The sequence below is a fragment of the Ancylobacter sp. WKF20 genome (assembly GCF_029760895.1).
Lineage (GTDB): Bacteria > Pseudomonadota > Alphaproteobacteria > Rhizobiales > Xanthobacteraceae > Ancylobacter.
In genome coordinates, this window is sequence record NZ_CP121679.1 from 822,642 (window position 1) to 847,256 (window position 24,615).

Annotated in this window: 26 protein-coding genes, 1 tRNA gene and 2 pseudogenes; 18 read left to right on the forward strand and 11 right to left on the reverse strand. The window is 67.2% G+C overall.

Going from position 1 to position 24,615, the window contains the following annotated elements; all coding sequences use genetic code 11:
* Positions 1-15: 15 nt before the first annotated feature.
* Positions 16-951, reverse strand: a complete 936-nt coding sequence (locus AncyloWKF20_RS03805; RefSeq protein WP_279316596.1) for a hypothetical protein — start codon at positions 949-951, stop codon at positions 16-18.
* Between the two features lie 144 nt (positions 952-1,095).
* Here AncyloWKF20_RS03805 and AncyloWKF20_RS03810 point away from each other — a divergent pair, with 144 nt between their 5' ends.
* The 6 genes from AncyloWKF20_RS03810 to AncyloWKF20_RS03835 all read left to right on the forward strand — a co-directional run bounded on the left by AncyloWKF20_RS03810 (position 1,096) and on the right by AncyloWKF20_RS03835 (position 5,519).
* The gene (locus AncyloWKF20_RS03810) at positions 1,096-1,482 is read left to right on the forward strand and encodes a hypothetical protein (protein ID WP_267582763.1); all 387 of its coding nucleotides are present in this window, start codon (positions 1,096-1,098) and stop codon (positions 1,480-1,482) included.
* 38 nt (positions 1,483-1,520) lie between these two features.
* A complete protein-coding gene (locus AncyloWKF20_RS03815; protein WP_279316597.1) occupies positions 1,521-1,799 on the forward strand; it encodes a hypothetical protein in 279 nt (92 codons plus the stop codon).
* Positions 1,800-1,903: 104 nt separating this feature from the next.
* Positions 1,904-2,191: an Asp-tRNA(Asn)/Glu-tRNA(Gln) amidotransferase subunit GatC gene (gene gatC, locus AncyloWKF20_RS03820; RefSeq protein WP_279316598.1), complete on the forward strand. Its 288-nt coding sequence runs from the start codon at positions 1,904-1,906 to the stop codon at positions 2,189-2,191.
* Between the two features lie 5 nt (positions 2,192-2,196).
* Positions 2,197-3,678 carry an Asp-tRNA(Asn)/Glu-tRNA(Gln) amidotransferase subunit GatA gene (gatA, locus tag AncyloWKF20_RS03825; RefSeq protein ID WP_279316599.1) on the forward strand — a complete coding sequence of 494 codons (1,482 nt, stop codon included), beginning with the start codon at positions 2,197-2,199 and terminating at the stop codon, positions 3,676-3,678.
* The gene (locus AncyloWKF20_RS03830) at positions 3,678-3,974 is read left to right on the forward strand and encodes a chorismate mutase (protein ID WP_279316600.1); all 297 of its coding nucleotides are present in this window, start codon (positions 3,678-3,680) and stop codon (positions 3,972-3,974) included. The genes gatA and AncyloWKF20_RS03830 overlap by 1 nt, the downstream gene beginning before the upstream one ends.
* Before the next feature lie 105 nt (positions 3,975-4,079).
* On the forward strand, positions 4,080-5,519 hold the full coding sequence (locus tag AncyloWKF20_RS03835; RefSeq protein WP_279316601.1) for an esterase-like activity of phytase family protein: 1,440 nt from the start codon (positions 4,080-4,082) through the stop codon (positions 5,517-5,519).
* 22 nt (positions 5,520-5,541) lie between these two features.
* Here AncyloWKF20_RS03835 and AncyloWKF20_RS03840 read toward each other — a convergent pair whose 3' ends face one another.
* The gene (locus tag AncyloWKF20_RS03840; protein WP_279316602.1) at positions 5,542-5,814 is read right to left on the reverse strand and encodes a DUF6455 family protein; all 273 of its coding nucleotides are present in this window, start codon (positions 5,812-5,814) and stop codon (positions 5,542-5,544) included.
* A gap of 155 nt (positions 5,815-5,969) precedes the next feature.
* Here AncyloWKF20_RS03840 and gatB point away from each other — a divergent pair, with 155 nt between their 5' ends.
* Positions 5,970-7,463: an Asp-tRNA(Asn)/Glu-tRNA(Gln) amidotransferase subunit GatB gene (gene gatB, locus AncyloWKF20_RS03845; protein ID WP_279316603.1), complete on the forward strand. Its 1,494-nt coding sequence runs from the start codon at positions 5,970-5,972 to the stop codon at positions 7,461-7,463.
* Positions 7,464-7,525: 62 nt separating this feature from the next.
* Here the strand turns inward: gatB and AncyloWKF20_RS03850 are convergent, their stop codons facing one another.
* A complete protein-coding gene (locus tag AncyloWKF20_RS03850) occupies positions 7,526-8,431 on the reverse strand; it encodes a LysR substrate-binding domain-containing protein (RefSeq protein ID WP_279316604.1) in 906 nt (301 codons plus the stop codon).
* Between the two features lie 140 nt (positions 8,432-8,571).
* Between AncyloWKF20_RS03850 and AncyloWKF20_RS03855 the strand changes: the two genes are divergently transcribed.
* The 6 genes from AncyloWKF20_RS03855 to AncyloWKF20_RS03880 all read left to right on the forward strand — a co-directional run bounded on the left by AncyloWKF20_RS03855 (position 8,572) and on the right by AncyloWKF20_RS03880 (position 14,035).
* Complete coding sequence (locus AncyloWKF20_RS03855) at positions 8,572-9,558, forward strand: tripartite tricarboxylate transporter substrate binding protein (protein ID WP_279316605.1); 987 nt, start codon at positions 8,572-8,574, stop codon at positions 9,556-9,558.
* Positions 9,559-9,570: 12 nt separating this feature from the next.
* Positions 9,571-10,020: a tripartite tricarboxylate transporter TctB family protein gene (locus AncyloWKF20_RS03860; RefSeq protein ID WP_279316606.1), complete on the forward strand. Its 450-nt coding sequence runs from the start codon at positions 9,571-9,573 to the stop codon at positions 10,018-10,020.
* A 15-nt stretch (positions 10,021-10,035) separates the two neighbouring features.
* On the forward strand, positions 10,036-11,535 hold the full coding sequence (locus AncyloWKF20_RS03865; protein ID WP_279316607.1) for a tripartite tricarboxylate transporter permease: 1,500 nt from the start codon (positions 10,036-10,038) through the stop codon (positions 11,533-11,535).
* 48 nt (positions 11,536-11,583) lie between these two features.
* Positions 11,584-12,348, forward strand: a complete 765-nt coding sequence (locus tag AncyloWKF20_RS03870; RefSeq protein ID WP_279316608.1) for an HpcH/HpaI aldolase/citrate lyase family protein — start codon at positions 11,584-11,586, stop codon at positions 12,346-12,348.
* Positions 12,345-13,268 (forward strand): 2-hydroxy-3-oxopropionate reductase, encoded by a 924-nt coding sequence (glxR, locus tag AncyloWKF20_RS03875; protein WP_279317872.1) that lies wholly within the window; start codon positions 12,345-12,347, stop codon positions 13,266-13,268. The genes AncyloWKF20_RS03870 and glxR overlap by 4 nt, the downstream gene beginning before the upstream one ends.
* Positions 13,269-13,507: 239 nt before the next feature.
* Positions 13,508-14,035 carry a GNAT family N-acetyltransferase gene (locus tag AncyloWKF20_RS03880; RefSeq protein ID WP_279316609.1) on the forward strand — a complete coding sequence of 176 codons (528 nt, stop codon included), beginning with the start codon at positions 13,508-13,510 and terminating at the stop codon, positions 14,033-14,035.
* A gap of 9 nt (positions 14,036-14,044) precedes the next feature.
* Here AncyloWKF20_RS03880 and AncyloWKF20_RS03885 read toward each other — a convergent pair whose 3' ends face one another.
* Both AncyloWKF20_RS03885 and AncyloWKF20_RS03890 read right to left on the reverse strand, forming a co-directional pair.
* Entirely contained in the window at positions 14,045-14,761 is a 717-nt protein-coding gene (locus tag AncyloWKF20_RS03885) for a hypothetical protein (RefSeq protein WP_279316610.1), read from the reverse strand.
* A gap of 199 nt (positions 14,762-14,960) precedes the next feature.
* Positions 14,961-15,194, reverse strand: a complete 234-nt coding sequence (locus AncyloWKF20_RS03890; protein ID WP_279316611.1) for a hypothetical protein — start codon at positions 15,192-15,194, stop codon at positions 14,961-14,963.
* A 335-nt stretch (positions 15,195-15,529) separates the two neighbouring features.
* Here AncyloWKF20_RS03890 and AncyloWKF20_RS03895 point away from each other — a divergent pair, with 335 nt between their 5' ends.
* Positions 15,530-16,240, forward strand: coding sequence for a glutathione S-transferase N-terminal domain-containing protein (locus AncyloWKF20_RS03895; RefSeq protein WP_279316612.1), 711 nt, complete (start codon positions 15,530-15,532; stop codon positions 16,238-16,240).
* A gap of 277 nt (positions 16,241-16,517) precedes the next feature.
* Positions 16,518-16,609, forward strand: a tRNA-Ser gene (locus AncyloWKF20_RS03900).
* Here AncyloWKF20_RS03900 and AncyloWKF20_RS03905 read toward each other — a convergent pair.
* From AncyloWKF20_RS03905 to AncyloWKF20_RS03920, 4 genes and pseudogenes are all read right to left on the reverse strand, one after another.
* A pseudogene (locus AncyloWKF20_RS03905) lies at positions 16,580-18,199 on the reverse strand (recombinase family protein); the annotation flags it as partial. The gene AncyloWKF20_RS03900 and the pseudogene AncyloWKF20_RS03905 overlap by 30 nt on opposite strands.
* Before the next feature lie 21 nt (positions 18,200-18,220).
* Complete coding sequence (locus AncyloWKF20_RS03910; protein ID WP_279316613.1) at positions 18,221-18,445, reverse strand: hypothetical protein; 225 nt, start codon at positions 18,443-18,445, stop codon at positions 18,221-18,223.
* A gap of 109 nt (positions 18,446-18,554) precedes the next feature.
* Positions 18,555-18,731, reverse strand: coding sequence for a type II toxin-antitoxin system PemK/MazF family toxin (locus AncyloWKF20_RS03915; protein ID WP_279317873.1), 177 nt, complete (start codon positions 18,729-18,731; stop codon positions 18,555-18,557).
* A 24-nt stretch (positions 18,732-18,755) separates the two neighbouring features.
* Positions 18,756-19,903, reverse strand: a protein-coding gene (locus AncyloWKF20_RS03920; protein WP_279314132.1) for an IS3 family transposase whose coding sequence is annotated in 2 segments (ribosomal slippage) — positions 18,756-19,669 and positions 19,669-19,903 — 1,149 coding nt in all. Because the reading frame shifts where the segments join, the coding sequence is not laid out codon by codon here.
* Positions 19,904-19,913: 10 nt separating this feature from the next.
* Here AncyloWKF20_RS03920 and AncyloWKF20_RS03925 point away from each other — a divergent pair.
* Positions 19,914-21,115 (forward strand): IS3 family transposase gene (locus AncyloWKF20_RS03925; protein ID WP_279317874.1). Its coding sequence is split into 2 segments (ribosomal slippage): positions 19,914-20,175 and positions 20,175-21,115, totalling 1,203 coding nucleotides; the frame shifts between segments, so codons are not numbered across the junction.
* 114 nt (positions 21,116-21,229) lie between these two features.
* Here AncyloWKF20_RS03925 and AncyloWKF20_RS03930 read toward each other — a convergent pair.
* On the reverse strand, positions 21,230-21,994 hold the full coding sequence (locus AncyloWKF20_RS03930; RefSeq protein WP_279316614.1) for a hypothetical protein: 765 nt from the start codon (positions 21,992-21,994) through the stop codon (positions 21,230-21,232).
* Between the two features lie 392 nt (positions 21,995-22,386).
* Here AncyloWKF20_RS03930 and AncyloWKF20_RS03935 point away from each other — a divergent pair, with 392 nt between their 5' ends.
* Entirely contained in the window at positions 22,387-22,860 is a 474-nt protein-coding gene (locus AncyloWKF20_RS03935) for a hypothetical protein (protein ID WP_267582170.1), read from the forward strand.
* Positions 22,861-22,907: 47 nt separating this feature from the next.
* Positions 22,908-23,183 (forward strand): annotated as a pseudogene (locus tag AncyloWKF20_RS03940) (integrase core domain-containing protein); the annotation flags it as partial.
* 277 nt (positions 23,184-23,460) lie between these two features.
* On the opposite strand, the gene AncyloWKF20_RS03945 reads toward AncyloWKF20_RS03940, so the two are convergent.
* On the reverse strand, positions 23,461-24,372 hold the full coding sequence (locus AncyloWKF20_RS03945) for an efflux RND transporter periplasmic adaptor subunit (RefSeq protein ID WP_279316615.1): 912 nt from the start codon (positions 24,370-24,372) through the stop codon (positions 23,461-23,463).
* Between the last annotated feature and the right edge of the window lie 243 nt (positions 24,373-24,615).

Sequence of the window (24,615 nt, forward strand, 5' to 3'; positions counted from 1 at the left end):
GGGGTGGCGACCGGTTCACGCCGCGTCCGATACCGACGTGGCACCGATCGCCGCCAGGCCCGCGCGGGAGGCGCGGGTCAGTCGTGCGAGGGCGGTGGCCATCAGCATCTGCATGGCCTCCACCAGCGCCGGCTCGGCCAGTACGCCGCCCTCGCTGCTTCGCCCGCTGTCCCGCCGCACGAGGCCCGCTTCGGCGGCGGCGCGCAGCATCTCCATCACATGCGAGCGGGAGATCCGGCATTCGCGGGCGAGATGGGCGACGCTCAAGGCCGTGCCGGTGCGCGCCGCGTCGAACAGGCTGAAGGCCACCATCAGCCCGCCGTCGCGGTCGGCGAAGATTTCAAGGCAAGGCAGTTCGCCGACAATGCGCCAGCCGGCGCGGAACGGCACCAGCATCGTGTCGACGAAGGGCTCGAGGAAGCGCGGATTGTCGAGATGGGCGGCGGCGCGGGCGCCCTCCGGCGAGGCCGGGGCCATCGCTTCCAGCATGCCGCGCCAGCGCGTCGTGTGGATCGCCATCATGCGCGGGGTGAGGGCCAGCCGGTGACGGCGCCGGTCCGCGTCCGGGGCCTGGACGACCAGCCCGAGCAGCCGGCAGGCGGCGAGCACCGCCGTCACCCGGCCGGGACTGCACAGACGCAGCGCCGTGGCCTCCGCCTTCAGGCGCCCGGCGGTGAGGCCGGGCGAATCGGGCGCCGATTCGAGGTGCATGCTGAGCATCAGCAGCGCGAGGGCGATGCGCCCCCGGTCGTTCAGGATGCGCGTGAGCAGCACATTGCCGCGATACTGCGCGCTGAGGCTGCGGGCCGCCGCGAAGGCCGTGGCCGGGAAGGCGGGATGCTGGCGCAGCGCCTCGCGCTCGACTGATTCGAGGGCGAGCAGCGCGGCAAGCGCCTCTGCCTCCATCGGAGCGGAACTCGCGGCAGCGGCGGAAAAGGCTGGCGGCATCATGCGTCCGGTTCGGCGGGCTGATCCGTTATCGGTGCGTGGCAGGCCGAGATGCCACGATCCGATCAATAATCGACATTGCCGTTTATGTCCGGCGGCGCATTATCGCGCCGCTTCCGCTCCGTGATGTCAACCTAAGGAGGCGATATGACCGGAAAACTCTCCCTCAGCGCTCTGTCGGCTGCGGCCATCCTTGCCGGCGGCCTTGCGATGCTAGGGCCGTCCCCCGCCTCGGCGGCGGTAATCTACTGCACCGGCCCCGGCGTTCCTGTCGGCTGCGTGGTGCGGCCGACGCCCGCGGTGCGCGCGGCGGTGTACTGCACGCGCCCCGGCTATCCCGTCGGCTGCGTCGGCACCGCCCCGGCGGCGCGGGCCGCCGTCTACTGCACCCGTCCGGGCTACCCGGTCGGCTGCGTCGGCGGTGTCGGTGCGCCCGGCGTCGGTGCGCCCGGCACGCCGAACTCGCGCGCCGTGGCGCGCCCCGGCCCGGGGGTCAATGGCGGCGGCGGGGTCAATATGCCCGGCCTGCGCTGATCCCCGCTTCTCTTTTCTTCGTGTTCCAGGAGATGACCATGACGATTCTTTCCCGCGCCGCCGCTGTCGGCGTGCTTCTCGCCCTCGGTGCCGCGTCGCCGGCTTTCGCCGATGCCGCCGCCGGCAGCGCCTGCGCCGCCAAGCTCCCCGCCGCCGGCCAGCAGATTTATGCCGGCGCGGTGAACGCGGGCGGCGATGTGCGCGCGGCGATCACCAGCTCGGCCCGCTCGCTTGTCATGTCCGGCCAGATGGACCAGGGCACGGCGCGCGCCAACGCGGAAGCCGCCGGCAAGTGCCTGGAATTGGCGCGCTCCTGATCGCAGCCGATGCCCACGCCCCGCAATGCGCCGCCCCGCGCGTTGCGGGGCGCGGTGCCCGCCTGCTATAGGGCGCGCATCGTTCTCGTTGAGTGGGATTTCGGATGTCGGTCGATCAGGCGACGGTCCGGCGGGTCGCGCATCTCTCGCGCATCGCCGTGACGGAGGAAGAGGTAAGCCACCTCCAGGGCGAGCTGAACGCCATCCTCGCCTTCGTGGAGCAACTCGGCGAGGTGGACACCACCGGCGTCGAGCCGATGACCAGCGTCATTCCGATGACGCTGCCGCTGCGGACGGACGCCGTCACCGACGGCTTTTATCCCGAGCGCGTGCTGGCCAACGCCCCGCTGGCCGAAGACGGCTTCTTCGCCGTGCCGAAAGTGGTGGAGTGAGCGCGATGACCGATCTCACCCGCCTCACCATCACCGCCGCCCGCGAAGGGCTGGCGCAGGGCCATTTCACCGCCACCGAGCTCACCACCGCCTATCTCGGCGCCATCGAGAGCGCCGGGGCGCTCAACGCCTATGTGCTGACCACGCCGGAGAAGGCGCTGGACATGGCCAAGGCGAGCGACGACCGCATCGCCAAGGGCGAGGCCGGGCCGCTCGAGGGCATTCCGCTCGGGGTGAAGGACAATTACGCCGTGGACGGCGTGCGCACCACGGCCGGCTCCAACATCCTCAAGAACTTCGTCCCGCCCTATGAATCGAGCGTGACCGCCAATCTCTGGCAGGCCGGCGCGGTGCTGCTGGGCAAGCTGAACCAGGACGAGTTCGCCATGGGCTCGTCGACCGAATCGAGCGCCTTCGGCCCGACGGTGAACCCCTGGCGGCGCACCGGCTCGACGCAGCCCCTCGTGCCCGGCGGTTCCTCCGGCGGCTCGGCGGCGGCGGTGGCGGCGCATCTGGCGGCCGGCGCGGCGGGCACCGATACGGGCGGCTCGATCCGCCAGCCGGCGGCCTTCACCGGCACGGTGGGCATCAAGCCGACCTATGGCCGCTGCTCGCGCTGGGGCATCGTCGCCTATGCCTCCTCGCTCGACCAGGCTGGGCCGATCGCCCGCTCGGTGAACGACGCGGCGCTGCTGTTGCGCGCCATGGCCGGGCACGACGCCAAGGATTCCACCAGCGTCGACCTGCCGGTGCCGGATTATCAGCAGGCCTGCGGCGCCTCGGTGAAGGGCAAGCGCATCGGCATTCCCCGCGAATACCGCGTCGACGGCATGTCGGCCGAGATCGCCGCGCTGTGGGACAAGGGCGCGCAGATGCTGCGCGACGCCGGGGCGGAGATCGTCGAGATCAGCCTGCCGCACACGAAGTACGCCCTGCCGGCCTATTACATCGTGGCGCTGGCCGAGGCCTCGTCCAACCTCGCGCGCTATGACGGCGTGCGCTATGGCGAGCGCGTGGCCGGCCGCGACATTGTCGAGATGTATGAGAAGACCCGCGCCGCCGGCTTCGGCGCGGAAGTGCGCCGGCGCATCATGATCGGCACCTATGTGCTCTCGGCCGGCTATTACGACGCCTATTACCTCAAGGCGCAGCAGGTCCGCACGCTGATCAAGCGCGACTTCGAGACCGCCTTCGCCGGCGGCATCGACGCCGTGCTCGCCCCCGCCACCCCGTCGCCCGCCTTCGGCATCGGCGAGAAGTCGGGCGCCGATCCGGTGGAGATGTATCTGCAGGACGTGTTCACGGTGACGCTGAACATGGCTGGCCTGCCGGGCATCTCGGTGCCGGCCGGGCTCTCCACCGAGGGCCTGCCGCTCGGCCTCCAGCTCATCGGCAAGCCGTTCGAGGAGCAGGAGCTGTTCGCGCTCGGCCAGGTGATCGAGGATGCGGCCGGCCGGTTCGACATCCCGGAGAAGTGGTGGCTGTGATGGCGCGGATCCTGCCCGAGAACGAGCGCGCGCTCGCGCCCTTCCGGGCGGAGATCGACCATATCGACGCGCAGATGGTCGAGCTGCTCGCCCGCCGCTTCGAGGTGGTCAAGCACGTCATCGCCATCAAGCAGGCGGAGGGCCTCGCGGCTCTCCTGCCCGAGCGGGTCGAGGACGTCGTCGAGAAGGTGATGGCGCAGGCCGAGATCAAGGGCGTGCCGCCGGAGCTCGCCGAGAAGCTCTGGCGCGTGCTGATCGACTGGGTGGTGGCCTACGAGAACGAGCGGCTGGGGTAGCGCTCAAAGCCCCGCCAAATCCTTGTAGTGCTTACGTTACGGCGTTCACGGTGCTGTCAAGAACCGCGCCTAGAAGCGGCCTTCCTCGTCCGATGGGAGGCTCCCGTGACGCTGCATCCGCTCTCCACTGCCGGCCGTGCCGCCGCTCTCGGCCTGCTGCTGGCGCTCGCCGCGCCGGCCGCCTTTGCCGCCGGGCTTTCCGACCTGCCGCATAATCAGGGCCTCGTCGCCAGCGGACAGCTGCCGGCCACGCTGCGCGACCGGTTCGGCGAGACCTTCGGCTCCGGCTCCGGCATGACCCTGCTGTCCTGGACGAAGACCGCCACCGGCTATGCCGGCGAGTTCCTGCTGCTGCCGGACCGCGGCTACAATGTCGAGGGCACGACCGACTACCACGTCCGCCTCAACCGGCTGTCCATCGCCTTCGACACCCCGGCGCCAGGCAAGGCGGCGGTGGCGACGCTGAAGCTGGAGGACAGTTTCCTGCTCACCGACACCACGGGCACGCCGATGAGCGGGCTCGATCCGGTGACGCTCAACACCACCAATGGCGTCGGCCCGGCAGGCGGGCTCGGCCTGCCCGGCGCGGCGACCGGCGCGGTCAGCCTCGATCCCGAGGCCATCGTGCGGCTGCCGGATGGCTCGCTGATGATCTCCGACGAATACGGGCCGGCGCTCTATCACTTCAGCGCCGAGGGCCGGATGCTCTCCGCCACCCTGCCGCCGGCCGCCTTCCTGCCGATGCGCCAGGGCAAGCTCGATTTCTCGTCCAACAATCCCGGCCCCGGCGCGCCCAAGCCCGGGGTGGAAGACCCCGAGACCGGCCGGCAGAACAATCAGGGCTTTGAGGGCCTCGCCTATGAGCCGGCGACCAAGCGCCTGACCGTGGTGCTGCAAAGCGCGCTGCGGCAGGATGGCGGCGACAAGAAATCCACCCGCCAGAACACCCGCGCTTTGGTTTATGACGCGGCTGATCCCGACCATCTCGCGCTGGTCGGCGAATATGTCGTGCCGCTGCCGCTGTTCAAGGATGGCGACAAGACGCTGGTGGCCGCGCAGAGCGAGCTGGCGCCTCTGGGCGATGGCCGCTTCCTGCTGCTCTCGCGCGACAGCAATAATGGCTGGGGCGTGAAGGGCGATACCTCGCTCTACCGCCGCGTCGATCTGCTCGATTTCACGGGTGCCACCAACATCGCCGGCAGCGCCTTCGACGGGCTGACGCCAGTGGCGCCCAAGGGCGTGGTCGTTCCCTCCGTGACGCCAGCGACGCTCACCGGCCCGGTGGTCGACCTCAACGACAATGCCGAGCTGGCCAAGGCCGGCCTGCACAATGGCGCGCCGCATGACGCGACCGACCTGTCGGAGAAGTGGGAATCGATGGCGCTTGCGCCGGCGCTCGATCCGGCGCACCCGAACGACGTTTTCCTGCTGATCGCCAATGACAACGACTTCCTGACGACGCAAGGCCATCAGGTCGGCGCCGACTACAAGGCCGATGCCGATGTCGACACACGGGTGCTGATCTACCGGCTTTCGCTGCACTGACCGGTTGCGGCCGGGCCGGGGGCTACGCTTCCAGCGCGGCCGTTTCGCGGGCGATGGTTTCCGCCACCCACTGCGCGAAGTGACCCTCGTTGCGGCAGAAGCCGGGCACCGGGTCGGCGGGGGATTTGTCGGCCATCCAGTGATGGCACTCCTCCGCCGCGCGACAGCCGAGGCACCGCTGGGCGGCGGCGCGCAGCTCCTCGTCGGAGACGATGCCGCTGTCGGGGGACAGACCGGCATGTTCCATCATGGCGCGGAACAGGGCCAGCCGCTCGTCGATCGTGTCCACCTGCATGAAAGCCTCCCCGTGACGCGGGAAAGCATGGACGCGGAGGGTTCTCGCGGCCTTGATCTGGCTCAACGCGGTCATCCGGCCCGCGTGGCGGTTGTCGAAGCCGCGCGCGCGGGGTAGGGAAACGGCCAGTACAGCCGAACGAGCAGGTCCGACCGATGAACATGCACGCCCGCCCCGCCGACCCGAAGAAGCTCATCAAGGGTGCGACCGGCGACTGGGAGATCGTGATCGGCATGGAAATCCATGCCCAGGTGACCTCCAACTCGAAGCTGTTCTCCGGCGCCTCGACCGAATTCGGCGGCGACCCGAACAGCCATGTCTCGCTGGTCGACGCGGCCATGCCGGGCATGCTCCCCGTGATCAACGAGGAATGCGTCAAGCAGGCGGTGCGTACCGGCCTCGGGCTGAAGGCGCAGATCAACAACCGCTCGGTGTTTGACCGGAAGAACTATTTCTACCCGGACCTGCCGCAGGGCTACCAGATCAGCCAGTACAAGAGCCCCATCGTCGGCGAGGGCGTGGTGCTGGTCGACACGCCGGACGGGCCGATCGAGGTCGGCATCGAGCGCCTGCATCTGGAGCAGGACGCGGGTAAGTCGATCCACGACCTGCACCCGACGCAGTCCTTCGTCGATCTCAACCGCTCGGGCGTCGCGCTGATGGAGATCGTCTCCAAGCCGGACCTGCGCTCCTCCGAGGAAGCCAAGGCCTATGTGACCAAGCTGCGCACCATCCTGCGCTATCTCGGCACCTGCGACGGCGACATGGAGAAGGGCTCGCTGCGCGCCGACGTGAACGTCTCCGTGCGCAAGCCGGGCGATGATTTCGGCACGCGCTGCGAGATCAAGAACGTCAACTCCATCCGCTTCATCGGCCAGGCCATCGAGACCGAGGCCCGCCGGCAGATCGGCATCATCGAGGATGGCGGGAAGATCGAGCAGGAGACCCGCCTGTTCGATCCCGGCAAGGGCGAGACGCGCTCCATGCGTTCCAAGGAAGAAGCGCATGACTACCGCTACTTCCCCGACCCGGACCTGCTGCCGCTGGAATTCAGCCAGGCCTTCGTCGACGAGCTGGCGTCGCATCTGCCCGAGCTGCCGGACGAGAAGAAGGCGCGCTTCATCCGCGACTATGGCCTGTCCGCCTATGACGCGGATGTGCTGGTCGCGGAGAAGGAGACGGCGGATTATTACGAGGCGGCGGTGGCCCATGGCGGCACCGTGCGCGACGCCAAGGCGGTGGCGAACTGGGTGATGGGCGACGTTTCCGCCTTCGCCAATGCTTCCGGCCTCTCGGTCTACGAGACCCACATCACCCCGGTGCAGATCGCCGGGCTGGTCGACCTGATTGCCGACGGCACCATCTCCGGCAAGATGGCCAAGGACGTGCTGGCGATCATCATCGCCGAGGAAAAGGACGGCCACCCGCGCGCCATCGTCGAATCGCGCGGCATGAAGCAGGTCACCGACACCGGCGCCATCGAGGCGGCGGTCGATGCCATCATCGCCGCCAACCCCGACAAGGTGGCGCAGGTGCAGGCCAAGCCGACCATGCTCGGCTGGTTCGTCGGCCAGGTGATGAAGCAGACCGGCGGCAAGGCCGCGCCGCAGACGGTGAACGACCTCCTGAAGGCCAAGCTGGGCATCTGAGGCGGGGGCGCCCGTCGGCGCCCGTCGGCGCCCCCTTGCCGGCCCGCGTCGCGCGCGACGGGTTAGAGGTCGGACTCCGGCCGCGTCACCAGATCCTGCAAGGTGTGGTGAAGGGCGGGGATGGCCGGGTTGGTGTTGCCCGGCCGCCAGATGGCATGCAGCTCGACGATCGGGGACGCGCCGGTCGCGAGGGGACGTAGCGCCACGCCCTCGAAGCGCAGATTGCGCGCGGCGCGGGGCACGAGAGCGACGCCCAGGCCGGCCTTCACCAGGCCGAGGATCGAGTGAACCTGGCTGATATGCTGCACATAGCGCGGCGTGATCCCCGCGGTGGCGAAGAGTGTCGCCAGCAGATCGTAGAAATAGCGGGCCTCATAGGGCGAATAGGTCACCATGGGCTGGCGGTCGAGATCGGCCAGCTGGACCTCGGGAGCGCGGGTGAGGGGGTGACCTTCCGGCGCGGCCATCATCAAGGGCTCGCGCACCACGCAGAGCGAGACGACTTCCCGGCGGTTGAAGGTGGGGCGGACGAGGCCGACATCGATCAGGCCGGAGGTCAGCGACTCGAACTGGTCGGTCGACACCATCTCCTTCAGCACGAGGTCGATGCCGGGCGCCGCCGCGCGGAACTGGGTGATAAGGCGCGGCAGGAAATCGTAGCCGGAGGCGGCGGTGAAGCCGAGGGTGATCGAGCCGACATCGCCGCTCGCCGTCCGCCGCGCCGCCAGCGCCGCCCCCTCGGCGAGGCGCAGGAGGCGCCGCGCCTCCGGCAGGAAGCTGTGCCCGGCGCGGGTGAGGCTGACCGAGCGGCTGGTGCGCTCCAGCAGCTTCACGTCCAGCGTATGCTCGAGCAGCTGGATCTGCCGGCTGAGGGGAGGCTGGGTGAGATTGAGGCGCGCGGCGGCGCGGCCGAAATGCAGTTCCTCGGCAACGGCGACAAAGCAGCGGAGATGGCTGAGCTCGAACATTGATCCAAAAGTGGCATTGATCAATGCCGAGAACAACTCATTGTCGCATCGAAAGCGACCTAGATTGAAGGTGGAGGCGACGACGCCACCCAACAAGCAAGGCGCAACGTCGCCATCGCCACTCCCTGGAGGTAACGCCAATGAGCCTTCGCATTCTCAAGGCGGCCGCGGCCGCTCTCGCTCTTTCCGTCCTCGCGCCGGCTTTCGCGGCCGGCCCCGCCGCCGCGCAGAGCTTCGATCGCCCGGTGCGCATCGTCGTGCCCTTCGCCCCCGGCGGCACGTCCGACATTCTCGCCCGCCTGATCGCGCCGAAGCTCTCCGAGGCCGTCGGCCAGCCGGTGGTGGTCGAGAACAAGCCGGGCGCGGCCGGCAATATCGGCGCGGACACCGTCGCCAAGGCACGCCCCGACGGCCATACGCTGCTGCTGATGGATATCGGCTCGCTCGCCATTGCCCCGAGCCTGTTCCCGGACCTGTCCTACAATGTCGAGGCCGATCTCGCGCCGGTCGGCATGGTGATGTTCGGTCCCTATGTGCTGGCGGTGAACCCCGCCGTGCCGGCCAAGAACGTCGCCGAGCTGGTCGCCTATGCCAAGGCCAATCCGGGCAAGCTGGCAGTCGCCAATTCCGGCGTGGGGGCGCTCAACCACATCACCGCCGTCGCGCTGGCGCGCGATCTCGGCATCGACTGGAAGAACGTGCCCTATAAGGGCGGCGCGGCCGCCTCGCGCGCGGTGGTGTCCGGCGAGAGCACGGTCATCATCAACGGCGCCACGGCGACGCTGCCCTTCGTCACCAATGGCCAGCTGGTCGGTATCGCCGTCACCGGCGACGAACGTCTGGCCGCGCTGCCGACTGTCGAGACCTTCAAGGAAGCCAAGCTCCCGCTGAGCGACGCCGGCACCTGGCAGGGCCTGCTCACCACCGGCAAGACCCCGCCCGAGGTGGTCGCCCGGCTCAATGCCGAGCTGAACAAGATTCTCGCCATGCCGGACATCAAGGAAAAGATCGCCGAGCAGGGCGGTTCGGTGCGTCCCGGCTCGCCGGAGAACGTCAAGACCTGGCTCGCGACCAACATCAAGAGCTGGGGCGACATCGTCCGCGCTGCCGACATCAAGACCAACTGAGCGGAGCGCGCCGTGACCCGCCGCCGCTTCGACTGGCCGGACCTTGCGTTCGGCGCCTTCCTCATCGCCGTGGCGGCGGGCACCCTCGTCGCCACGCGCGGGCTCAACGGTGGCACCGCCGCCGATATGGGGCCGGGCTACATGCCTCGCGCCATTGCCCTGATCCTGCTGGCCTTCGGCCTGTTCTTCGCCGGGCGGGGCCTGCTGCGCGGCCATGCCGGGATCGACCCGGTTCAGCTGCGCCCCATTCTGGGCGTCGGCGCGGCGGTGGGCGTGTTCGCGCTGCTGATCGAGAATGCGGGGCTCGCGCTCGCCTCCTTCGCCGCCATCCTCATCGCCGCCGTGGCGAGCCGCGAGAGTCGCTTCGTCGAGGTGATCGTCTTCGGCTTCGCCATCACCGCCGGCGCGGTGCTGCTCTTCATCAAGGCGTTGGCTCTGCCCGTCTCCATCTGGCCCTGGTGAGCATTCAGACGCGCCATGGAACTCTTCGACAACCTCCTCCTCGGCCTCTCGACCGCGCTGCAGTGGAACAACCTGTTCTACTGCCTGATCGGCGTCGTGATCGGCACGGCCATCGGCGTGCTGCCGGGCATCGGCCCCATTCCGACGGTGGCGCTGCTGCTGCCCTTCACCTTCGGCCTTGCCCCGGCCTCCGCTCTCATCATGCTCGCCGGCATCTTCTACGGCGCGCAATATGGCGGCTCGACCACGGCGATCCTCGTCAATGTGCCCGGCGAGACCTCCTCGGTCGTCACCTGCCTCGACGGGCATGAGATGGCCAAGCAGGGCAGGGCGGGCCCGGCGCTGGCCATCGCGGCCATCTCCTCCTTCTTCGCCGGCACCGTCGCGACGGTTGTCATCGCCGTGCTCAGCCTGCCGCTCGCGGCGCTGGCGCTGAAATTCACCGCGGTCGAATATTTCAGCCTGCTCGTGCTCGGCCTGTTCGCCGCCGTCATCCTCGCCCATGGCTCGGTGGCGAAGTCGCTCGCCATGGTGTTTCTCGGCCTGCTGATCGGCACCGTCGGCATCGACGTGAATTCCGGCATTGCCCGCATGACCTTCGGCGTCCCCGCGCTGGCGGACGGGCTGGATTTCGTGCCGGTCGCCATGGGCATGTTCGGCCTCGCCGAGATCATCGCCAATCTGGAACGCCCGGCCGTGCGGCAGGTAGTGAGCCAGAAGCTGCGCGACCTCATCCCCACCCGCGCCGATCTCAAGGCCGCCTTTCCGGCCATGCTGCGCGGCACCTTCATCGGCTCGGCGCTTGGCGTGCTGCCCGGCGGTGGCGCGGCGCTGCCGCCCTTCACCGCCTATGCGCTGGAGAAGAAGCTGGCCAAGGATCCCTCGCGTTTCGGCAAGGGCGCCATTGAGGGCGTCGCCGGGCCGGAGGCCGCCAATAATGCCGGCGCGCAGACCAGCTTCATCCCGCTGCTGACGCTCGGCATCCCCGCCAACGCGCTGATGGCGCTGATGATCGGCGCGCTGATGATGCAGGGCATCCAGCCCGGCCCGCAGGTGATGACCGAGCAGCCCGAACTGGTCTGGGGCGTCATCGCCTCCATGTGGACGGGCAATCTGATGCTGCTGATCATCAACCTGCCGCTGGTGGGCCTGTGGGTCTCCATGCTGAAGATCCCGTACCGGCTGCTCTTTCCGGCCATCGTGCTGTTCTGCTGCATCGGCACCTACGGCATCTCCAACAGCGCCTTCAATGTCTGGCTGATGCTGGGCTGCGCGGTGGTCGGCTACTTCTTCATCAAGGTCGGCGTCGAGCCGGCGCCGCTGCTGCTCGGCCTCGTGCTGGGTCCGCAGCTGGAGGAGAATTTCCGCCGCGCCATGCAGCTCTCCGATGGTGACCCGTCGGTGTTCGTCACCCGCCCGATCAGCGCGCTGCTGCTCGCCATCGTCGCGCTCATGCTGCTCGCCATGCTGTCGCCAGCGGTGCTGAAGACACGCAAGCAGGCCCTCGCCGAGTAGCGGCCCGGCCTTTTCCCTCACCTTCCCCTACGACAAGGACGCTGACCCGTGGACCTGCCCGTCAACAGCTTCAAACGCGGCCTCAAGGCCGGCCGCCAGCAGATCGGCTTCTGGAACAGCATGGCGAGCCCGACCGCCACCGAGATCCTCGCCGGCTCCGGCTTCGACTGGCTGATCATTGACGGCGAGCACGCGCCGAACGACGTGCCCGGCGTGCTCGCGCAGCTTCACGCGATGATGGAGAACACCACGCACCCGATCGTGCGCATTCCCGTCAACGACCCGATCGTGTTCAAGCGCTTCCTCGACATCGGCACGCTCACCTTCCTCGTGCCGATGGTCGAGACGGTGGAGCAGGCGCAGGCGGCCGTCGCGGCGACGCGCTTTCCGCCCCACGGCATTCGCGGCTTTGCCGGGGCGGCCCGCGCCTCGCGCTATGGCCGCGTCGCCAACTACCACGCCCGCGCCCATGAGGAGATCTGCATCCTCGTGCAGATCGAGACCAAGCAGGCGCTCGACAATATCGAGGCCATCGCGGCGGTGGACGGGATCGACGGCCTGTTCGTCGGGCCGGGCGACCTGTCCTCCGATCTCGGCTATCTCGGCGATCAGGGGAACCCGTACATCGTCGAGCTGATCGAGGGCGCGCTCCATCGCATCGTCGCCACCGGCAAGCCGGCTGGCATCCTCACCGGCGACGAGACGCTGGCGCGGCGCTACATGGCGGCGGGCAGCACCTTCACGGCGGTGGGCATCGACACCGGCACGCTGGCGCGCAGCACCGAAGCCATCGCGAAGAAGTTCAAGGCCTGAGACCGGTTCAACGAGCGAGGACATCTGAGATGGCGAAGGTTGGATTTGTCGGTCTCGGCATCATGGGCGCGCCGATGGCGGGCCACCTGATCGATGCGGGCCATGAGCTGTATCTCTACGACATCAAGCCGGTTCCGGCGGAGCTGACGGGCAAGGGCGGCGTCGCCGCCGCGACCGCCACGGAGGTCGCGAAGAACGCCGACATCATCATCACCATGGTGCCGGACACCCCGCATGTCGCCGCCGCGCTGTTCGGCGAGAACGGCATCGCGGCGGGCCTGACGCCGGGCAAGATCGTGGTCGATATGAGCTCGATCGCGCCGGTCGAGACCAAGGAATTCGCCAGGAAGATCAACGAGCTCGGCTGCGACTATCTCGACGCGCCGGTCTCCGGCGGCGAGGTCGGCGCCAAGGCCGCCTCGCTCACCATCATGGTCGGCGGCCCCGAGCAGGCCTTCGAGACGGTGAAGCCGCTCTTCGAGAAGATGGGCAAGAACATCACCCTCGTCGGCGGCAATGGCGACGGCCAGACCACCAAGGTGGCGAACCAGATCATCGTCGCGCTGAACATTCTCGCCGTCGGCGAGGCGCTGCTCTTCGCCTCGAAGGCGGGCGCCGACCCGGCCAAGGTGCGCCAGGCGCTGATGGGCGGCTTCGCCAATTCGCGCATTCTGGAAGTGCATGGCGAGCGCATGATCAAGCGTACCTTCAACCCGGGCTTCCGCATCGAGCTGCACCAGAAGGACCTGAACCTGGCGCTGAACGGCGCGCGGCAGATGCAGATGTCGCTGCCCTCGACGGCTCTGGCGCAGCAGCTGTTTAGCGCCTGCGCGGCCAATGGCGGCGCGGCGTGGGACCACTCGGCGCTGGTCAAGGCGCTCGAGCTGCTCGCCAACCACCAGGTCGCCCCCGACGCGTGAGTGGGCACCAAGGCCGGATCAACCCGCACCGGCCGATCCCACCCGCAGGGGGAGCCCCGCGCGGCAGCGGCGCGTGATCGCCGCTGCCAATTTGCCAGCATATGGCCGACATCATCGTCTCAGACTCGGGACGGGGCCGCTCCTGTTGGCGATTTGCGGGCGCGCCGAGCCGGCGACCGCGACATTGTTCCCGCGTCGCGCTAGGACGTCGCGAATGGCTGGAAGGCGGGGAATCAGGAATGACGGATCAGGTGACGCCGGCTGATCGCGCGACAGGAACAGGGAGCGACGCACCCGCGACCGCGCCCATTCTCGTCGAGCCCGCCACCCGCGCGGACCTGCCGGTCATCGTCTCCATCCTCGCCCGCGAGACGCTATTCGGCGTGCGCGACAGCGCCGATCCGGCCGATTTCGCCGATTATGAGCAGGCCTTCGCCGAGATCGCCGCCGATCCACGCGCGACGCTCTATGTCGCCCGGCTGGGCGGGCGGGTGGTCGGCACCTTCCAGCTCATGATGATGCGGGCGCTGACCCGCCACGGCGCGCGCCTCGCCATCGCCGAGGCGGTGCAGGTCGATCCGGATCTGCGCGGGCAGGGCGTCGGAGCGGCGATGATGGAATTCGCCATCGCCGAGGCGAAACGGCGCGGGGCCTCTTCCTTGCAGCTCGTCTCCAACAAGAAGCGGCTCGACGCGCACCGCTTCTATGAGCGGCTCGGTTTCGAAAAGCGGCTCGACGGCTTCAAGATCGACTTTACCGTCGGCTGACAGCCCTACTCAGGGCAGGCAGCGCGCCATGAAGACGTGCCAGGCCTTGGCGCCGGAGAGATTGTGCCGGGCCTTGTAGGCCTGCCACTCGCCATTGCAGCGGTTCACCGCCGCGCGGTCGGCCTCGTCGCTGGGCTTTTGCAGGCCCTCGGGCGGTGGAGGGGCGAGCGTCGTCACCGTCGCCGGGGGCACCGTTGGCTTGGGCGCTGAGGACGCGTCTCCCGGCTTCACGCCCGTGGGCGCGTTCGTCGCATCCGCCTTTGCCGCGTCTCTGGCCGGCTCGGTCGGGCCGGTGCCGGCGAGGCATTGCTGGGCGAAGTCACGATAGGTGAGATCGCCGGTCTGGTTCTTCGCCTTCAGCTCGTTCCAGAGGTCCGCGCATTGGCGGATGGTCGGGCGCGCGGCGGTGGCGGCCGGGCCGGTGGGCGTCGCCGGCTTGGCTGCCGGTGCCGCCGTGCCCGCGCTGCCGGCCTGCGCGGCGCCGGCCATGCAGGACTGGTAGAAGTCGCGATAGGTCGTCGCGCCCGTCTGGTTCGCCGCCTTCAGCGCATTCCAGCGATCGGCGCAGGCCTTGGCGGCCATCGGCGCGGGCGCGCTTGGGGCGGGTGAGCTAGCAGCAGGCGCGGGCGCCTGTGCGCGGGCGGGGAGCGGCGCTCCATGGAACAGCGCCGCGCCCACGAGCAGCGCGGCGAGGCCGGGCAAAGCGAGGTGATTCGCGAGCGGCATCCATCCTCCAGCAGCCGGCCTCCGCGCCGGTCCGCGCCTCCTAACGCGCGAGGTCGTGATTCGTCGCAGGCGCGACCTTCACCAGCGCGTGCGGTGCCGGCGTGACCAGCGGAATCATGGGCCGCGCGACGGGCCGGCGCCGGGGTTGCGCGTCGGCCCGCCTGCGATCCGGGAGCGGCTCAGGCGCCTTTCTGGCAGGTCACGCGCCCTTCTGGCACTTGGCGAGGAAGTCCTTCTGGTCGAGGCCGCCGAGTTTCCCGGCCTTCTCGCCGGTCTTCCATTCCTTCTGGCAGGCGGTCTTGGACGCGCTCGCGACTTTCTGATGCGTGGCGGTGGCGGGCGCGGCGGTCGGCGCCAGCGTGGCGGCGAAAGCGGAGGCCGAGGCGAGGCCGATGCCGGCGGCGACAAGCCCGGCGAGGAGACGATGGGTCATGATGTTTCCCTCGTAAATCCCGTTCGCGATGCTGCGAACAAGGAAGATTTCAGCCGCGTCGCCCGGCATAAGTGCGGTGCAAAGACGATGAAATGTTGAAGATCATCACGAATACATGACTCCCATTCCCATGGGGCATGTATATTTCGTCGGATACTCGCCGACATCGGTCCCGGCGGCAGGCATTCTTGCTTGTGGGCAACGGCGCCACGGCTTTGCCACAGCTTCGCGGGCGCGCTTGCCAGCGTGCCCGGCACGTCCTAGTTCTGATGGTTAACGGCCGCCAGGGGGCGGACGCGAGAAACGTCCACGAGCGTTCCAAAAGGCGCAAGGCCATGGCCCAGCTTCAGACCCAGCCGATCCAGCTTCATTACTGGCCGACCCCCAACGGGTGGAAGATCTCCATCATGCTGGAGGAATGCGGGCTGCCCTATGAGGTGCTGCCGGTGAACATCGGCAAGGGCGAGCAGTTCCGCCCGGATTTCCTTGCTTTGTCGCCCAACAACAAGATTCCCGCCATTCTCGACCCGCAAGGGCCGGACGGCGCGCCGATCTCGGTGTTCGAATCCGGCGCCATCCTGCAATATCTCGGGCGCAAGACCGGGCTGTTCTACCCGGCCGACGAGCGCGCGCGCGTCGAGGTCGACCAGTGGCTGTTCTGGCAGATGGCGGGCCTCGGGCCGATGGCCGGTCAGGCGCATCATTTCCGCATCTACGCGCCGGAAAAGATTCCCTACGCCATCGACCGCTACACCAATGAGGTGCACCGGCTCTATGGCGTGATGAACAAGCGCCTCGCCGACCGCCCCTTCCTCGCCGGCGAATACTCCATCGCCGACATCGCCTGCGTGGGCTGGGCGAAGCTGTGGGAGCGGCAGGGGCAGGACATCAAGGAATTCCCGCATTTCGCCGCCTGGCTCGAGCGCGTGCTCGCCCGCCCGGCGGTGAAGCGCGGCCTGGCGGTCAATGCCGAGGATCGCGGCAAGATGGACCTCGCCACCGACAAGGACGCGCAGAAAGTGCTGTTCGGCCAGCGCGCGCGCTGACAGCTGCGGCGCAAGGGGCGGCAACACGGGCGCGCCGACGCGGGCGCGCTCCGCCTGCCGGACAGGCCGGCGCCGCCCCGCGGCCGCCGGCTTCGGCGGGGGTGTCATCCCTCGGTCGCGGTCTTTCGATATCTCCCGCGCCGGCTAGCTTGCGCCGGGCATGTGGACGGCGCGCCCTCATCGGATGCCAATCCCGCTAAGCCCTTGACCGCGAGGCGCCGGAAACCTAGACAGAGCCCCGCTGGCTGCCGAACCCGTCAAGGGCCACGCGCCGGCTGGAGACGTGGCCGAGAGGCTGAAGGCACTCGTTTGCTAAATGAGCAGGCCCCCAAAAGGGCCTCGAGGGTTCGAATCCCTCCGTCTCCGCCATTTCAGTCCCTGAGTGGGCACTGTGTTTACGCCATTAGTCGATACCAGCGTCTGAAGCAGCCGGGATTTCGATCCCATGATCCGCACTTCACCTTCGGCAACTTCGACGCGCTGGGCGAGTGCGCGGAGATGGTCACGGCGATAGCCGCCGCCCTCTAGGCGGATACGCTGACGCGCAGCTTCGGCGAATTTGCTCAACATCTCCGGCGTGATGGCCTTGCTCCCGGCGTTCTGGAGCATGGCCTGGGCGCGGTCGGCATCAGCCTTAGCCTGATCGCGGATGGCTTTCAGGCCGACGATGCGGTCCTTTAGCGCTGGGTCGTCCAGATCGGCGACGCCGGCCTCTATGGCGTCATAAAGCCGCCTGAGGCGGGCTTCCGATTCGGCTGCACGCCTGTTCAGCTCGGCGATATGCTCGCGCTGGCGCTCAGATCGCTCCTCCCGCCGGTCGAGCACTGTGGCTAGAATCGTTTCCAGCCGCTCCGGCTGGAGCAGGCGTTCCTCCAGATGACTGGCGACAAGATCGTCCAGCTTTTCCATCGGCACGGCCATGCCGGTGCAGGCGGTCGGCCCCTGCCGCGCCTTCATGGAGCAGGCGTAGTAACGGTAGCGTCCACCCTTGCCGGTGCGGATGGTCATGGCCCCGCCGCACTTGGCGCAATGGATCAGGCCGGTGAGCATGGTCGGGCCGCTGATCACGGCGGATGGCGTCACCTTGGGATGTCGCGCCTTGAGGAGCGCCTGCACGGTATCGAACGTGTCCCGACTGATGATCGGCGGCACGGGCACGACAACGATCTCGCTGACCGGCTTCAGTTCCTTGGTCTTGGACCGCTTGTTGAACTCATGTTCGCCCATATAGGTGCGGCGGGTCAGGATGCGTTGAACCTGTCCGATGCCCCAACGCCCGCCGTCGCGCGTGAAGATGCGGCGTTTGTTCAGATAGGAGACGATGTTCTTGACGCCCATCTGGCCGGTGGTGCCGTCGCCTTCAAGGGCGAGCCGATAGATCAGCCGCACGGTCTCGGCGTGGAGCGGGTCGATCTCCAGCTTCTTCTTGGTCTTAGCCCCGCGCTGCTCGGCCGCGACGATGAGATAGCCGATCGGCGGCAGGGCACCGTTCCAGAAGCCTTGCCGGGCATTTTCCTTCAGGGCCCGCATCACATGCTTGGCGTTCTCCTTCGACTGATACTCGTCGAACAGCGCCATGATCTGGCGCATCATGACGTGCATGGGGTCGTCGCCCATCTCCTGGGTGATGGAGACGAGCTTCACGCCGTTCTTCGCCAGCTTGCGGACGTAGAATTCCAGCTCGAAATGATCGCGGAAGAAGCGGCTGAACGAGTGGACGATCACCACGTCGAAGGGCGCGGGTTTTGACGTGCCCGCTTCGATCATCCGCTGGAACTCGGGGCGGCGGTCATTGGTGGCCGATGCGCCCGGCTCCACATAGGTCTCGATCAGTCGGTAGCCCCGCGCGGCGCACCAGGCTTCCCCCTGGCGTCTCTGGTCGGGAATTGAGACATCGTGCTCGGCCTGGCGCACCGTCGAGACGCGCAGATAGAGGGCGGCGCGCAAAGGTGCGGTCATGACTGGTATCTCCCGAGAGGATCAGGTGTCCGGGCCGAGCAGATCATCGAACAGGTCGCCGAACCAGCGCTCGAAAACGTCGATCTCGGCCTCTGTGACCGGCACAGCTTCGGGCCAGTCATCGGTGACGATCCAGGTTGCGGGATTGTGCTTCGGAGGTCGGCCCGCAAACGGCCACGGATAGCCCAGCAGGGCCTCAAGCTCGGCGGATGCGCCGGAAGGGGGATGTCGTCGCGTTCTCGCCATGACGCCAGCTTCGCCCGGGACCGCGCTCGGACGAAGGGCCGATATCCACGCCACAGCCCACCGTTTCGCCCCGCGTCGCATAACGCTCGAACAGCGGGGACGCCGCACATCATGGCTCACTCCCTTTCCGGCTTGCCCGTGGCGACGCGGCCAACCCGAGGAAGACGATCATCGCCTGATTGAGCCGGACCATGTCCTCGTCGTCCAGGCGACCGACCTGCTGCCCGAACTTCGCCTTCCGAACCGTCGTGATCTTGTCGACCATCAGGCGGCAGACCGCGCGCAGGCCATTTGAACCGCCCCGCGTTTTCTAGACGCCCTCGGCTTTGGCTTTGTACTGCCGTTCGAACTCGATGGGCGACAGCATCCCATTCCGTGCGTGCTTGCGGGTGGGGTTGTAGAACATCTCGATGTAATCGAACACGTCCCCGCGTGCCTCGTCGCGCGTGCGGTAGACCTTGCGGCGGATACGCTCGCGCTTGAGCAGGTTGAAAAAGCTCTCGGCGACGGCGTTGTCATGGCAGTTGCCGCGACGGCTCATCGACGGCTGCAGATCGTGGTGTTTCAGGAACGAAGCCCACTCCATGCTGGTGAACTGGCTTCCCTGGTCCGAATGCACCAACACACGCTCCTTCGGCTTACGTCGCCAGACGGCAGCCAGCAGCGCCTGAAGCACGACGTTGGTCGTCTGCCGGGCCTGCATGGACCAGCCGACGACGCGGCGGGAGAAAAGATCGATCACGACCGCCAGATAGGCGAAGCCCTCATGGGTGCGGATATAGGTGATGTCGGTCACCCAGGCCTTGTCAGGCGCCTCCACGTCGAACCGGCGATCGAGCGTGTTGTCGACGGCCAGGGACGGCTTGCCGGCATAGTGGCCGGGGCGGCGCTTGTAGCCGATCTGCGCCCGGATGCCGGCAAGTCGCGTCAGCCGCGCAACCCGGTTTGGGCAGCAGCTCTCGCCCATGTCCGCCAGATCGTCGTGAAGCTTACGATAGCCATAGACCTTGCCGCTCTCGCTCCATGCCGCGCGGATCAGCTCGATCTGTCGTTGGTCCTCCCGAGCGCGCCTGCTCAGCGGATCCTTCAGCCAGGCGTAAAAGCCGCTGGGCTGGACACGCAGGCACCGACACATGGCGCGGATCGAAAACTGCAGGCGATGCGCGGCGATGAACGCGTACTTCACTTTGCATCCTTGGCGAAGTACGCGGCCGCTTTTTTTAGGATGTCGCGCTCCTCCGTCACGCGCTGCAACTCGCGCTTCAGCCGGCGGACCTCGGCAGCCTGATCGTCATCGCGGGCCACGGCGGCAGGCTTGCCGTACCGTTTCCTCCACTCGTAGAGCGAGTACTTGCTGATCCCTAGCCGCGCCGCCACCTCCGCAACCGGATAGCCCCGCTCGGTGATCTGAAGGACCGCGTCGCGTTTGAAGTCCTCGGTGAAGTTCGCTTTGCCCATCGGGGCCTCCTTGCCTCAAAATTTAGGGAAGAAGGCGTCCAGGAATCTAGGGGCGGTTCAGATCCTGAAGGAGCACGAGGCCGGGGTGCCGGTCGCGGACCTGTGCCGGAAGCACGGGGTCAGCGACGCCAGTATCTACAAGTGGAAGGCCCGTTTCGGCGGGATGGACGTATCGGAGGCCAAGCGGCTGCGGGCGCTCCAGGACGAGAACGCGAAGCTGAAGCGCATGCTCGCCGACGCGATGCTGGACAATGTCGCGATGAAGGATCTCCTGGGAAAGAAGTGGTGACGTCCTCTGCCGAGCGCAGGGCTGTCGCCCATCTCATGGAAGCCCATGGGATGAGCGAACGGCGGGCGTGTAAAGCCACCGGCTTCTGCCGCATGACCATGAGATACAGAGCCGCGCGCGGGAATGACGCCTCGCTACGTGAGCGCATGAAGGCCATCGCCCTGGAACGGCGGCGGTTCGGGTATCGACGTCTCCACGTCCTGCTCAGGCGGGAGGGCTTCCGGGTAAACCACAAGCGGCTGTTTCGCCTTTACCGCGAAGAGCGGCTGATGGTCCGACGGCGCGGCGGTCGCAAGCGGGCGATCGGGACCCGGGCGCCGATGATGATCCCGATGCGACCGAACGAGCGCTGGTCGCTCGACTTCGTTGCCGACCAGATGACCGATGGTCGGCGCTTCCGGATGCTGGCCATCGTCGACGACTGCACCCGCGAATGCCTGGCGCTGGTGGCGGACACGTCGCTGTCCGGGGTGAGGGTCGCTCGCGAACTCAATCGGCTGCTGGCAGAGCGCGGCCGGCCGAAGATGATCGTCAGCGACAATGGCAGCGAGTTCACCTCCAATGCGATTCTGGGCTGGGCCGACGCCGCGAGGGTTGAGTGGCACTACATCGCGCCGGGCAAGCCGATGCAGAATGGCTTCATCGAGAGCTTCAACGGCCGCCTGCGGGACGAGCTGTTGAACGAGACGCTGTTCTCCAGCCTGTCCCAGGCCAAGGCCGCTCTCGCCCGGTGGCAGGTCGATTACAACACCGACCGGCCGCACTCCAAGATCGGATGGCAGACGCCAAGCGCCTTCGCGGCCACGTTCCACAAGCGCCGGGATCAGACGCTACGAAACGTGAATAGCTCCGCGTCTGCCCACGCCGCTCAACCCGCCCGAGAGGGCCAAACCAACCGCCGGAACGAACTGACCGCTGGATAGAAGTTGGGGGGCAACGTCAGCCCAACGCAGCGGGCCACTACCCGGCGCAACCGTGGGCGGCTCGCCGGGTAGTCGTCTTTCCGGGCGGTCATCTGCCGACCGGGCCGATCGCGATCAGGGCAGCAGGCCCTTGCGGCTGAAGCATTCTTCGATCTTGGTCACAACGGCCGCCGAACCTGTGAGCGGCCACTTGACCGGTTGCGTGCCTTTGATCTGGGTGGTCAGCAGTTTGCCGTTCCTGAGGGCGGCGACAAAGCGATCGTCGAGCCCCGCCTCGCCCGCGCCTTCAGCGGTAAAGCCGAACTGGGCATCCACGCGGCGTCCGTCGAGCGTGATAATGCCCCCCTCAAACCCTTCCGTCTGTTCAGCAGGGACGCGCAGTTCCCAGCCATACGTCTTCTTCTGAAGGATGAGGAAGCCGGCCGGAAGGCTGATCGACCCGGCACAGCCGACAAACTCCGACCCCGCATGCAGCGAGACGACCTCCCAGCCGCGAGTGGAGCCATAGGGCACCATTTCAAGATCGGCTGTCGGCTGTAAGCTGGGGTCGGCCGGCTCGGCGCCTGCCTTCATGCCGGGCTCGTCGGCGACAGGCTCGCAGGAGAACTCCTCGACGCCAACGAAAAGCTTCGGCCCGTCGCCTTCCGGCCAGAACTGCAATTCACGGCCGGGATTCACCCAGGCGCCCTTGCCATCGGGCACGAGCGGCGCGCTGAAGGTGCCATGAAAGTTGCCACTGCTGTTCTCTGGATGGGTCTCGACAACAAGGCCGAGATCGCCGCCGCATTTGTAGAGAAGCTCGCCTTCCGCCCGCGCTGATCCAGCAGCGGCCACAAGTGCAGCCATAACAAGAAGGAGTTTGATCAGGCGGGTGTCCATGGATTGTCCGGCCAAAGGGGAGGGAGGGAGGGAGCAGGCGTGGGCACGCATTCTGACGTTGCCTGAGCATCGACAGACCTTGCCTGGGCATCGACAGACCTTGCCGATCCACAGGGTCGGATCTGCCGATAGCTTTAGCTGCGAGACACTGGGCGCCGATTTTGCACGTCCCCTGATACCGTTCAAGGTTCGTTAGGCCGGGAATCCGTGGCAGACGTCGACCGGGGAGGCCGCGTCCCGCATTGCGGTAATACTTCGCTGTTTCGGTAACCCCGGACGCCTGAAAGCAGCTTGACCGGGTTTTACGCAAAGGTATCGTGATGGCTGTAAGTCTATGAAGCTCCTTGAGCGGCCAGCCTGCGCGCGCGCCCTCCATCGCTGCGAAAGACATCATGAACAAGCCTGCACTTTTGGCGCTGGCCCTTGCCGCGTTCAGTCTTCACGGGGCTCCCGCACTCGCGGACGAGCGCGTCCTAGCCACTATCGGGGGATGGCGCGTGATTCTGAACCGTAACAATGACAACAGTTTCAACCGCTGCATCATTGAGACCAACCAGAATGGTCAGGTGCTGCGCGTAGCCCATAACGGCAAGGGCTCGGATTACAGCCTCTCGGTCCCGGCGCTGGGACACAGGAACGGCGACGACGCGACCATCGGCTTCAACGACGAACAGCCGGAATATTTCCGCTTCGCGTCCGACCGGCAGCGCGCCTGGACATCGATGAGCTGGGACATGTCGCAGCTTTTCGAAACGGCCCGCACAATCGAAGTCTGGATCGGCAACCGTGAGCTCAAGTGGAATCTCCGCGACGCGCAGAAGGCGATAATTCGCCTGACCGATTGCGTTAACGAGAATGCACAGTGAAGCTTAGAACGGCTTGCAGCGCACGTTCGTCATCGGCGATTGGGTTCGACGCCACCCGCGAATGCCTGACGCTTGTCGTCGACACCTCGCTCTCTGGCCAGCGGGTCGCCCGCGAACTCGATGCCCTCATCGACCTTCGCGGCGGCCGCTCATGGGCGTCAGCGACAACGGCACCGAGCTGACATCGCGGGCAATCCTGCAATGGCAGGAAGACCAGGGTGTCGAGTGGCACTACATCGCGCCCCGGCAAACCCATGCAGAACGGCTTCGTCGAGAGCCTGAACGGTCGCTTCCGCGACGAGTGCCTCAACGAGCACATGTTCCGCAAGCGCAAGGAGATCAAGACGTCCGCATCATGGGATCGAAGTCGGAACTGCTGCGAACGCTGGTGGCCGCTTCTAGCGGGCAATCGGCGGCATTCGGCGTTCATAGTTCTGTACTGAAATGGCGCGCCGACCAAATCGAAACTGCGAACACCTATGTCGTTGAAATTGCATTGGGTTAGCAGGTGCCGCCGCCACCTTTGCGGCTGCAACGGTCTTTGCGCGGTGATCCGAAGCAACGCCTGCGCTGCGCCAAGGCGAGGCGGTTACGCTTGGTTCAGTCCTTCTGGAAACGCAGGCGGCAGCGCAGGCCGGCGGGGATGGCGAGGTCGGGATTGGGCAGCGTCAGGCGCACCGCAAAGGTGCCACTGCCGGTGTCGAGGATCTGGTCGGCCACAGTGACGGTCGCCTGATGGCGCGAGGCGAGAGGAGCGTCGAAGGTGACTTCGGCGTGACGACCGGGAGGGGTCGCGCCGTAATAGGCGACGGGAATGAAGACCTCCACCTGCAGCGGATCGATCTGGGCGAGGGTAAGGATGCTGGACTGCTCATTGCGGTACTCGCCCGCCTCCATGGTCCGCTCGACGACGATACCGTCGATCGGGCTGACCACCCGCTTCTGGTCGAGAACCGCCAGCGCCCGCTCGACATCGAGCGCGGCGGCCTCAAGGTTCAGCTCGGCCTCGCGCAGGTTGAAGGCCGCGATATCGGCCTGCGACGTTACCTCATCGAACTGAAGCGCGGTGACGGCGCCGGGATTGGTCTGTTTCAGGCGAATGATGCGGTCGGCCGCCTGCGCGGTGAACTTCACCCGCGCCTGCGCCGCTTTCACCGGCTGGTCGTTGCGCGCCCTCGACCGCGCGATGGCGAGCTGCGCGCGCTCGACATTGGATTCCAGCTCGACCAACAACTGGCCCTTTTTCACCCGGTCGCCCCGCTCGACATGGATCGCCTCGATCAGACCGGGCACGGCGGCGCTGAGCTTCACCCGTGCCGGGGCGTCGACGAGGCAATCGAAGCTGCTGTCCTCCAGCGCGCGCCCCTGCGCAAAGGCCGAGGTCACGGCCAGTAACTGGGCCAGCGCAAGCGCCGCCGCGGCGAGGGGAGCAAGACTGCCACAGAGCCAATCAAGCCGCAGACCCGGGACGCCGAGCGGGTTGCGTGTAAGCGCGGCGGTGCTGCGTGACATTGTTCCGTCTCCTCGCTCATCGGTGCCTGCCGGCTCCGTCCGCGACCTATCCGCCTCCTCCCGACGATTCGCGGGAGGCATTCATATCGGGGCCCAGCACACCGGCACGCAACAGCGCTCCGCCGCCGCCATCGCCCGCCACGCGCTACCTTGCGGCGGTAACGCGGCCGGGCAGATGGCAAGTGAGCCACAGTGCCCAGAAATATACGGAAATTCATATTAATGAGATTGACGGTACTTCGG